The organism is Candidatus Frankia nodulisporulans, from assembly GCF_902806475.1.
Lineage (GTDB): Bacteria > Actinomycetota > Actinomycetes > Frankiales > Frankiaceae > Frankia > Frankia umida.
In genome coordinates, this window is the sequence record NZ_CADCWS010000160.1 from 1 (window position 1) to 10,046 (window position 10,046).

Annotated in this window: 10 protein-coding genes; 6 read left to right on the plus strand and 4 right to left on the minus strand. The window is 71.7% G+C overall.

Annotated elements, in window-relative coordinates:
* Nucleotides 1-214: 214 nt before the first annotated feature.
* The gene (locus tag G6R24_RS14245) at nt 215-1,090 is read right to left on the minus strand and encodes a metallophosphoesterase (RefSeq protein ID WP_163549735.1); all 876 of its coding nucleotides are present in this window, start codon (nt 1,088-1,090) and stop codon (nt 215-217) included.
* A 303-nt stretch (nt 1,091-1,393) separates the two neighbouring features.
* Here G6R24_RS14245 and G6R24_RS14250 point away from each other — a divergent pair, with 303 nt between their 5' ends.
* From G6R24_RS14250 to G6R24_RS14270, 5 genes are all read left to right on the plus strand, one after another.
* Nucleotides 1,394-2,041, plus strand: coding sequence for an MSMEG_0572/Sll0783 family nitrogen starvation response protein (locus G6R24_RS14250; RefSeq protein ID WP_225438526.1), 648 nt, complete (start codon nt 1,394-1,396; stop codon nt 2,039-2,041).
* A gap of 286 nt (nt 2,042-2,327) precedes the next feature.
* Nucleotides 2,328-3,212, plus strand: a complete 885-nt coding sequence (locus tag G6R24_RS14255; RefSeq protein WP_163549736.1) for an alpha/beta fold hydrolase — start codon at nt 2,328-2,330, stop codon at nt 3,210-3,212.
* A 115-nt stretch (nt 3,213-3,327) separates the two neighbouring features.
* Nucleotides 3,328-4,503 (plus strand): YihY/virulence factor BrkB family protein, encoded by a 1,176-nt coding sequence (locus G6R24_RS14260; RefSeq protein WP_225438527.1) that lies wholly within the window; start codon nt 3,328-3,330, stop codon nt 4,501-4,503.
* A gap of 146 nt (nt 4,504-4,649) precedes the next feature.
* Complete coding sequence (locus G6R24_RS14265; RefSeq protein ID WP_163549737.1) at nt 4,650-5,234, plus strand: phage holin family protein; 585 nt, start codon at nt 4,650-4,652, stop codon at nt 5,232-5,234.
* 112 nt (nt 5,235-5,346) lie between these two features.
* Entirely contained in the window at nt 5,347-5,931 is a 585-nt protein-coding gene (locus G6R24_RS14270) for a DUF3618 domain-containing protein (RefSeq protein WP_225438528.1), read from the plus strand.
* 115 nt (nt 5,932-6,046) lie between these two features.
* On the opposite strand, the gene G6R24_RS14275 is transcribed toward G6R24_RS14270, so the two are convergent.
* The gene (locus G6R24_RS14275) at nt 6,047-7,309 is read right to left on the minus strand and encodes a DUF4407 domain-containing protein (RefSeq protein ID WP_225438529.1); all 1,263 of its coding nucleotides are present in this window, start codon (nt 7,307-7,309) and stop codon (nt 6,047-6,049) included.
* Between the two features lie 281 nt (nt 7,310-7,590).
* On the opposite strand from G6R24_RS14275, the gene G6R24_RS14280 reads away from it, so the two are divergent.
* Nucleotides 7,591-8,043, plus strand: a complete 453-nt coding sequence (locus G6R24_RS14280; RefSeq protein WP_163549738.1) for an SRPBCC family protein — start codon at nt 7,591-7,593, stop codon at nt 8,041-8,043.
* 121 nt (nt 8,044-8,164) lie between these two features.
* On the opposite strand, the gene G6R24_RS14285 is transcribed toward G6R24_RS14280, so the two are convergent.
* Together G6R24_RS14285 and G6R24_RS14290 are read right to left on the minus strand one after the other, a co-directional pair.
* Nucleotides 8,165-8,956 (minus strand): transglycosylase SLT domain-containing protein, encoded by a 792-nt coding sequence (locus tag G6R24_RS14285; RefSeq protein ID WP_163549739.1) that lies wholly within the window; start codon nt 8,954-8,956, stop codon nt 8,165-8,167.
* A 13-nt stretch (nt 8,957-8,969) separates the two neighbouring features.
* Nucleotides 8,970-10,007: an anti-sigma factor RsbA family regulatory protein gene (locus G6R24_RS14290; RefSeq protein ID WP_225438530.1), complete on the minus strand. Its 1,038-nt coding sequence runs from the start codon at nt 10,005-10,007 to the stop codon at nt 8,970-8,972.
* Nucleotides 10,008-10,046: the final 39 nt, after the last annotated feature.

Consider the following 10,046-nt stretch of genomic DNA (forward strand, 5'->3'; position numbering starts at 1 on the left):
CGCTCCCGGAACCGTCGTACCCGCGCCCGCCCGGATCCCCGCGGGCTTTCCCGCTCGGGGAGGCCCGGGCAAAGAAAAAGTCCCGATGAAGCCGAGATGCCTGACGTACGGGGGGAACGCAGGCGCTGGCTCCATCGAGACTGTGGTCAGTTTACGTCCCCCATCCGTCCAGAGCGACAGGACCTAGGTCCATGACCTTGGACCCTGGCCACATCTACTCGGAACGTGCGCGCTTGGATTCCTTACGCAGCCGCGTGATGGTGCGAAAGCAAATCTCAGCACGATCCGTGTCATAGAGCAGCCAGTTCTGCGTTCGCCCGCGCGCCGGACCCACGTTCACCACCAGCGTTCTGCCGCCAGCGCCCGAAAGCCCCCCGGCCGGCAGGCCGGTCGCGGGGGACACCGGCACGGCGGACCCGCCCACGGATGACACCGATTCGGGGGACACCGGAGCGGGTGGGACCCGCAGCGCCTCACCGGACCCGACGGAGATCATCCGCACGGGTGGTTCGGCGGGGCGCGCCGACTCGGTCGGCCAGTCGATCTCGAACACCGCGTTCTGGTGGGTGTGCCCGACGACGACCACCGGCCAGCGCGGCACGTCGGCCGCCCTCGGCACCAGGAGGTCGACCTCCGGTGTCGGATCGACCCGCGGGGTCAGGCTCGAAGCCGCGGGCGGTCGCGGCTCGGCGGACAGCCGCGCCGGTGGGGTCCCGGTGACCGGATCCCAGCGGATCTGATGCCCGTGCAGCGCCAGCAGCCCGTGCAGCCGCGCCCAGGCCGGCGCGTCCAGCAGGGCCGCGAGCTCCGGCGGCGTCCGCTCCGGGCGCAGCAGCTCACGGATACGCTCCTCCTGGTTTCCGCGAATCCGGCGCACCGTGGCCAGCCGTCGCCACAGCGGTGGGTCCCGGTCGACCACGGCCGGCAACGACCAGTCCCGACCGGGGTCGTGCAGCCGGCGCGGCACGCGTGCCTCGAGGTAGTCGCCCAGGCAGACCAGCTCGTCGGCGCCGGCCTGCTCGGCCGCGACCATGATCCGCTCCAGCGCCTTCGGTCGACCGTGCAGATCCGCGAACAACGCATAACGCATAAGGCCAGCATCCCCGCCGTCCGGCGCCGGTGACCGTCGGCCGCCACAGGTGGGCTCGAAGATGGCAAATGTGAGCCGATAACCGAACAATCCAGATCAGACCGATCCGGTCACGATGGGACGCCCGGATGTCCAGAAGGAGTCGGCGGACACACTCGGAACGGCCCGTTTGGCACCCATGACTGTCGGCGGGATGCTTGACTCCGATGTCGTGCCAATCTGGAAACCCCGCCGACCGACCAGGTCGCCTTTGCCTCGGTTCCCGCGCGCCCGCCAGCCCAGTGCCGTGCCGCCGGCCGCGGCGTGACCGAGGCCAGCCCGGCGCCAGCGCCGCCACAGCCACAGCCACAGCGGCCAGCGTCGCCACAGCAGCCACAGAAGCCGGGGGCAGCGCGGGCGACGGCACCGGAAGGGACCGCGCAGGAGGCGGCGCGGTCGGCTCGGCGGCTGGTCGAGCAGGGGCGACGCAGCCTCGCCGAGATCCCCCATCCGGCGCTCTCGCCGGGCACCAACCTCTATGGCTCAACCAAGATCTTTCCGGATTTCCAGGACGAGGACGGCGAGGTGTACCTGACCCTCATCCACGGCATCGCGCACGAGTCGTCGGTGAGTTTCGTCGCGCTCCTGCAGGCGACCCGGTCCCTGCGCAAGGGATTCGAGACGGTGGTCTATTTCCATGGGCTGGGGGCGATGAACGCGATGGCCACCCGCGGATTTCCGCATACCGGAGATTCGGCTTTTCCCGGCCAGCACAACATCAATAACCAGATCGAGACCCTCATCCGCGAAGGAGGTACGGTGTACGTCTGCCGCCACGGTCTTTCTTTGCACGGGCTGCGTGAGGCGGACATCATCGCCGGGGCGATTCCCGCGCATCCGTCCGATCTGCAGGACTGCGTCATCCACTACAGCCGCCGGGGCGCCGTCATCAACTCCACCTTCATGATCTGACGCCACGATCCGACGGCGTCCGACCCGGGCCCGCCGACCGGCGCGCCCGGGATCACGCAACGACGACACTGCAGGTGGACGGGGCCATCGCGCCGACCTGAGGTGACGATCCGGTCACCAGGGGCACCGGTTGGCCCGGCGGCACCATCACCAGTCCGACAACTCGCTGCGGACCGCCCGGAAACCCGGTCCGCCGGTGTTGTATCGGGAAGGACGCCACGGCCCCTCCGGCCCGCGACCACAACGGCCCGCCCCACGACAACGACGCGAACGGCAGAGACCTGGGATGGAAGACGAAGCACCGGCCTGGTTCGAGGCCGCCATTGACACCCGTCCGGAGCGCCACGAGGCCGAGGTCGACGGCGCCACCATCAGCTACCGCTGCTGGGGGCCGCGGGGAGCGGCCGCGATCGTCCTGGTCCACGGGGGTGCGGCGCATGCCGGCTGGTGGGATCACATCGCGCCGCTGATTCCCAGCGAGTACCGGGTCGTCGCCCTTGATCTGTCCGGACATGGCGACAGCGCCCGCCGCGACGAGTACACCCTGGGCACCTGGGCCGCGGAGATCATCGGGGTGATCGACCACGCCGGCATCACCACACCGCCGATCATCATCGGGCACAGCATGGGGGGCTGGGTCACGATCATGACGGCGGCCGAGTACCCCGACCGGGTCGCCGGCATCGTGGTGGTGGACTCCCCCGTCGGGGAGTTCACTCCCGAGGAGCGTGCGGCCCGGGAGCGCACCGCCTTCGGCCCGCTGCGGGTCTATCCGACGGCGACCGACGCGCTGGCTCGTTTCCGCACGGTGCCGGACCAGCCGACCTCCCTGCCGTACATCATCGACCACATCGCCCGGTCCTCGATCGGATCGGTGCAGGGCGGCTGGACCTGGAAGTTCGACCCGAGCGTGTTCAACAACCGCACCCCGTCCCCGGAGATGCTGCGCAAGGTGCACTGCCGGGTGGCGCTGTTCCGCGCGGAACACGGTCTGCTCACGCCGGACATCGGCGTCCAGATGTACAACCTGCTCGGCCGGGTCGCGCCGGTGATCGAGATTCCGCTGGCCGGCCATCACGTGATGCTCGACCGTCCGCTGTTGCTCGTCACCGGTATCCGCACCATCCTGGCTGACTGGGAGCACTCGTCCCCGCAGGAGCGCAGCGACTGAGTCCGCGGGGCCGCCCGCCGCGGACCCGCGCCGGATCAGCGACCCCGAAACGAGGGGTTGTCCAGGTCCGGACGGGTACACCTGCCGCCATGCGCCAACGGCAGGGGAGCTCGCCATGAACACGTCCGCCATCCTCGGACACCGCCGCGGCACCCGCCCACGCGACAACCCGCCCGTCGACCAGAACGACACGAACGACCAGAACGGCACGAACGACACGGCCGTCGCCGCCGGTGGGGAGGGCGGCGTGACCGTGGTCCGGGCGTCCGCCGCCGCGGGCCCGGGTAAGAGCACGGGCCGGCCCTCGCTCGAGGAGCGGGCGGCGCGGTCGGCGCCGGCGCCGGGGGGTGAACGGACCTGGCTGGCCGTGGGTAAGCGAGTGAAGTCGCAGCTCGCCGTGCTGTCGGTGCCGCTGCTCGCCAGCGGGGTGGCGTTCTGGGCGATCCTGTCGATCTTCCCGGCGGTGATCGCCGTGATCACCGTGTACGGCCTGGTGGCGAGCCCGCAGACGGTGCGGGACGAGATCGCCCATCTGTCCGGCACCCTCTCACCGTCGACCAGCACCGTCCTGCAGGACTGGCTGACCGGCATCACGACCACGGATCATTCCGGTCTCGGTGTCGGCCTGCTGCTGAGCCTCGTGGGCCTGATGTGGGCGGTGTCATCTGGGACCCAGAACCTGATCAAGGCGGTCTCGGTCGCGTTCGAGCAGGAGGAGACCCGCGGCCCCGTCCGGCTGCGGCTGCTCGCGGTGGGGATGAGCCTGGGCGCCGTGGTCGTGGCCGTGCTGGTCATCGGTGGGATCACCGCCGGCGGTTCGCTGCTGTCGCACCATGTGTCCAACGGCGCGCTGCGGCTGGTACTGACCATCGCGCAGTGGATCATCATGGGGTTCGTGCTGCTCGGGGCGGTCGCCGCGCTCTACCGGCTCGGCCCCGCCCAGCCGCCGAAGGGCTGGCGTTGGGCGTCGATCGGCGCGGTCGGTGCGACCGTCGCCCTCATCGTGGCCTCGGTGGCGTTCTCGTTCTACGTCCGCGCCTTCGGCCAGTACAACAAGACCTACGGTGCGCTCGGTGGCGTGGTCATCCTGATGCTCTGGCTGTACTACGCGGTGACGGTCGTCCTGGTCGGCGCGCTGGTCAACGCCGAGATCGGACGTGAGCGCGACGCCGGGAAGCCGACGGCCCCGCAGCCCCACGACCACCCGCGGCAGACGAGCAGTGCGCACATCACCCGGGCCGAACGCGGGGTGCCCGCGCCGTCCTCCCCCACAACATCACCTCATCGGTGACCCGACGGACGCGATTAATCGGCTGGATGCCGGGAATCCGCAGATCACATGTTGTTCCGCTGGTGCCACCACGCGGAGCCCACCCAGGCGGGACGGTTCGCTCCCCGACCACAGCCGTCCCATCGGACAAGCCGCGAGGAGACCCAATGACGACCACGACCCGGCAGACCACCGATCCGACCGGCCTCCCAACTCCGGCGACCACCGCCGGCCCGGCCTCCGTCACACCCGTCACCCCGGCCGGGCCCGCCACCCCTGGCTCGCCCGCCACGCCGTATCCGGGCGACACCCGCGGGTCGACCGCCCAGCGTCCCGGCGCGGCGCCGCTCACCGGCGGTGGGGCACCTGACGGGCAGCGGACCTCGACCGGCCATCTGGTCTCGGACGTCGTCACCGACATCTCGACGCTGTTCCGCCAGGAGGTGGCCCTGGCGAAGGCCGAGGTCCGCGAGGAGGCGAAGAAGGCCGGCAAGGGCGCCGGCATGTTCGCGGGCGCCGGCGGGGCCGGCCTGTACGCCCTGCTGTTCGCGCTGCTCGCGGTCATGTTCGGGCTGGGTGAGGTGATGGCGCTCGGTTGGGCGGCGCTCATCGTCGCCGCCGTCCTCGGCGCCGTGACCGCCGTCCTGGCGCTGAAGGGGCGTTCCACCGTGCGCACCGTCCACCCGGCGCCGACGCAGACCGTGGAGACGCTGCGTGAGGACGTCCAGTGGGCGCAGAGCCGCCGCCACTGAACCGCCCGGCACCGCCATCGGCGCCACCCACGCTCGCGCCCGCGGCTTCGCCGATCCCCACGTCCGTGTTCACCCAGTCCCCCGCTCACCGCCAGGAAAGGTCAGGTAGGCAGTGACCAGCATTGACGAGACCAGCACGACCAGCACCAGCCCGGATGAGATCCGCTCGGACATCGAGGCGACCCGAGCCCGGCTCGGCAGCGACCTCGACGAACTGTCCGCCCGGGTCAGCCCCGGACAGGTGGCCGGTCGGACCGCCCACGACCTGCGCGAGCGGGTCGGCGCGGCGACGAACGCGGTGCGCCCGAAGGTGGCCGCGACCACCGAGACCGCGGCCGAGAAGGCCCGGCACACCACCGACCAGGCCAAGGCCACCGTGCGCCGGCAGCTCGACGCCCACCCGCAGGTCGCCGCGTCCGCCCAGCGTGCGGTGAGCACCGCTGGCAGCGCCGCGGGCACCGCGACCCACAGCGTTCAGCGTCAGCTCGACGCCCACCCGCAGGTCGCCGCGAAGGTCACCCAGGCTCGCGGCAGCGCCGGTGAGGCGGTCAACACCGGCCGACGCAAGGCCGGCGAGAACCCGAAGGCCACCGGACTCGCCGCGGCCGGGACGGCGGCGTTCGCCGTCGTGGTCGCCGTGGTGCGTCGTCGGCGGCGTGGACGCGGGGCGGCGTCGTCCACCGCGAACGCCAGCTGACCCCGGCATGTGCTGACGCCGGAGCCGGTTGACATCACAACGCCCGGACGCACGTGGGACTGACCCCGCGCGTCCGGGCGACGTCATGTCCGGTCGGCGTCATGTCCGGTCGGCGTCATGTCCGGTCGACGGAGAGGGTCCGGTCGATGGAGGGGGTCGGGTCGGCGGCCGGGGTCGGGTCGGGCACGCGGTGACGGGCGCGCAGTTCGCGGATGCGGCTGTCCCGGTCGGCCCGGATCTCCGCGCGGGCGACCTCGGCGGCGGCGAGGTCACCGGCCAGGCGCACCGAGGTCTCGATCTCGTCCCGGCGGCGGACATGCTGGCCGTACCGGTCGGTGCCGGCGTCGGCGAGTTCCCGGGCGAGCCGGGCCCGGTGCCGGGTGGTGGAGCCGATCTGCTGGGCTTCGAGTTCCTGGGCGTTGCAGGTGCGCCACCGTTCGAGGCGTTCGCGTCGGCGCGGCTCGGTCTGTTCGAGGGTGCGGGCGAAGATGAGCGGGCCGAGATCGACACCGAGCAGCAGCAGTGTGAGCACGATCCGCCACAGCAACACCGACGGGTCGGACGTCGTCAGCCGCCAGAACGCCTTCTCCCTGGTCAACAGGTCGTCGGCGGCGTTCGCGGTGGCCGTCTGGGCGGCCAGGAAGCCGGTCCGGCGGGTGTCCCGGTCGTGGTCGAAGGCCGTCAGTCGGGCCTCGGCCGCGTCCCGCGCCTGGGTGGCCCGTTGGGTGGCCAGGACCGCGGTGGCGAGGTCGGTCAGGGTGATCCGGTAGATCGGTCCGGCTCCGGCCAGGCAGCTGCCACCGCCGGTGAGCTGGCAGTTCGCCGCCGCGGTGGCGCCGGCGACGCGTCCCTGGGCGGCGGTGAGGTCCTGTTGTCGGGCGGCCAGGCCGGCGGCGAGCGCCCGCTGCTCACCCTGCTGGTTGGCGTCGAAGGCGCGCAGGGCGCGACCGATCTCCTCCTGGTGGATCTCGGTGACCCGTGGCGCGATCGAGGACGCGAACACGGTCAGCAGCAGCGCCTCGCCGACCAGCAGGGCCGCGCAGATCGCCACGAACACCCGGATGGCGGTGGCGGCGCCGGCCCGGCCGAGCCGCACGGTGGCGTCGCGTCCCAGCCGGTAGGGGCGGGGGGACAGCAGCACCGATCGATCGAGGAAGAAGATCACAGCCGCGTAGAACAGTCCGAAGGGCAGCGTGCGCCACGCCGAACGGTGCAGACCCATCGCGGCGACGGTCGCGCCCGCGTAGGTGGCGAGCCCGGCCGTCAGCAGCATGAGCGCACCGGCTGTGACGAAACGTTGCCGGTCCGACGGACCAGCCGTCTCCGGCCCGGCGCCGGCACAGACCATCAGCAGGTCGCCCGCGGATCGCGACGACACAGGTCCAGCGCGAGAAATCGGCCTACCCCCGGTCCGGACGGTGGCCCGCGACGGGCCGCGGGACGCCCCTCGAGCGCCCCAGAAAGATAACTCAGAGTAATCTCGATGCGCATCCGCACCGGGTCCGGTGCGCGCCCGGACGTCGGCGTGCGAGCCTGACCCCACCACCGGCCGGCGGTGGCCGTGAGCCGGCGCACAGTGGCGGGACGCGGCCGGCAGCCGGTCACAGATGACCGGACGCCGTCCGGGGCTCGGCCAGGCGCAGGCGAAAGGGTGTGGACGTGGCACAGATCCGGGTCGAGGTACGCCAGACGGTGGCGGGCACGCCGGAGCGGGTTCTCGCGGCGCTCGGTGATTACCAGGGAGTACGGGCCCGGTCCTGGCCGGACAACATCCACGACTACCGGGTGCTCGCGGGCGGCGCGGGGGCGGGCAGCCGGATCGCCTACCGGCTACAGGCGACCCGCAAGCGTTCGCGGGACGTGGACGCGATCGTCTCCGCCCCGCAGCCGGACACTCTGCTGGAAGCCGACCAGAACTCGTCGCTGCGCACGACCTACCAGGTCGCGCCCGCGCCGGGCGGCCCGGGCGCCGGGGCGAGCACCGTGACCGCAATCACCACCTGGGACGGCGCCGGGGGTATCGGCGGCTTCTTCGAACGCACCTTCGCGCCGATCGGTATCCGCCGGCTGCACACCGCCGTACTCGAACGGATCGCCGCGCCGGCCTCCTGACCAGGCCGCCTTCTCGGACCAGGCCGCCTTCCCGGACCAGACTGTCTTCCCGGACCAGGGCAACTTCCTCGGCCAGGGCGGCTTCCTGGACCAGGCCGGCCACCGGCGACGTGCCGGCCAGCTACCAGACGCGGGCCAGCACGTTGCTGACGTAACCGTTCATCCGGTCCAGCTTGGGGACGTCCTCGGGCCTGGCCGCCGACAGTTGGCCCTGTGCCCACTGCGCGGCCCAGGTCGGGACGTTGTGCGCGGCAATGACGTAGAGCCAGTTGTGTCCCCACCGGTCCGAGTCGTAGCGCTCCCGCATCATCCGGGCGGTCGAGTCAAGGGCCCAGAACGGGTCGAGGGCGCGGGCGGTGGTCACGTCGGGAAGTGTGGTGTTCCACTGGCAGAGCCCGAAGTCGGAGTTCGTCCAGTATCCGACGGCGCCCGGGTCCCAGTTGCTTTCGATCGTGGTGATTCCGCGTAGCAGGCCGCGGGGCACCGTGTACTTCAGCGCATATCTGTCCGCGATCGGCATAAACAGCGCGTAGGACGTCTCCTTGCTGACATATCCGGGCGGGCTGTGTTCGATGGCCGGCAGATACATGTCCCGGTTGATGGTTGGCTGAAGTTCTTCCTGGAATGCGGTGACGGCGGCCGCGGTGGCCGCGGTGAAACGACCGTCGGTCGGGACGGGGGTGCCGGGGCCGGCATGCCAGTTGAGCGCACGGCTGATCGCGACGATCGCCGAGCGCACGGCGAGGACGTCCCCGTCGCTGCTGCCCTCCGGCGGGGTCAGCCCGGCGCCGATGCCGTAGCACCGGCCCGGCCCGGCGGGGTCCGTCCCCGCCGTGGTCGGTGCCACCGTGCCGCCGCGGCCGTCCGCCGGCCACGATCCGCGTCCGACCCGAACACGCTCGGTCGAGGTCACCACATCCCCCGTCTCAGTGCACGTACATGCGGACGGTGGTGCCGGTAGGACCGGAACGAAGCTGGACGAGGTCGCACAGCTGGTTGACCAGCCACAGGCCGCGCCCACCGCCGAGGTCGAGCGCGGGCCGGCGCCGCCCGACGAGCCGGTCGGCGACCAGCCCCGCGTCGGTCACCTCGCAGACCAGACCGCCCTGATCGGGCCAGAACCGCACCGTGCCGCGCCCGCCACCGTGGCGCACACTGTTGGTCGCCACCTCGTGGACGGCGAGTTCCAGATCATCCACCCGCTCGCTGCCGAGGCGCACCGCCCGGGCGGCCGCTGCCGACGCGGCCCGGACGAGCCCGAGGTTCGTCGGGCCGAAGGAGATCTCGGACCAGGGCGGCCCGAGATCCGGCAGCCTCTCGGCGAACAGATCACCCCCGGACCCGACCGCACCGGCGGCCACCGCGCCACCGGCGGCCCCACGAGCGGGCTGGGCGCCGGCGGGGCGGAACCGGGTGCTGGGGCGGGCCAGGCCACCCTTGACCACCATCGGGTGGGTCTGCCACACCAGGTCGGTGGTCGCCGGGTCGAGCGCGGCCGCCTCGTAGAGGCAACGCAGCCGCCAACTCCGCGGCCCGGAGAAGGCCTCGTTGGTCAGTTCCTCGTGCAGCATGCACTCGGCGAGTTCCGGCCCTGAACAGTCGGACCGCACCGGCTCGACGATGCCGCGGACCGTCCGGCCGCGTTCGTCGCCCTGCTCGAGATGTTCCTGCCAGGCCGGGATGAGCCGGGCGGGATTGCGGCCCAGGTCGGCCAGATCGACGAGATCGACGCGTTTCCCGGCACGACCGAGAGCGCCGCGCAACAGCGTCAGGCGCGGCTCGCCCAGAATGACCAGTACATCCTCGTCGGCGGCAAGACCGGCCAGAATGAAATCCCTGGTGGCGCTGAGGAAACCGATGTCCCCGAGATAGAGAAAAGCCTCGTGTCGAATACCGGTGGCGCCGACGCCGGATTCGACTCCCCGGGCGGCGATGGCGGGGCCGAACGCACCCACCGGCTTCACCCGGCCACCCGGGAGCGCAAACAGGGAGGCTTATGCAGA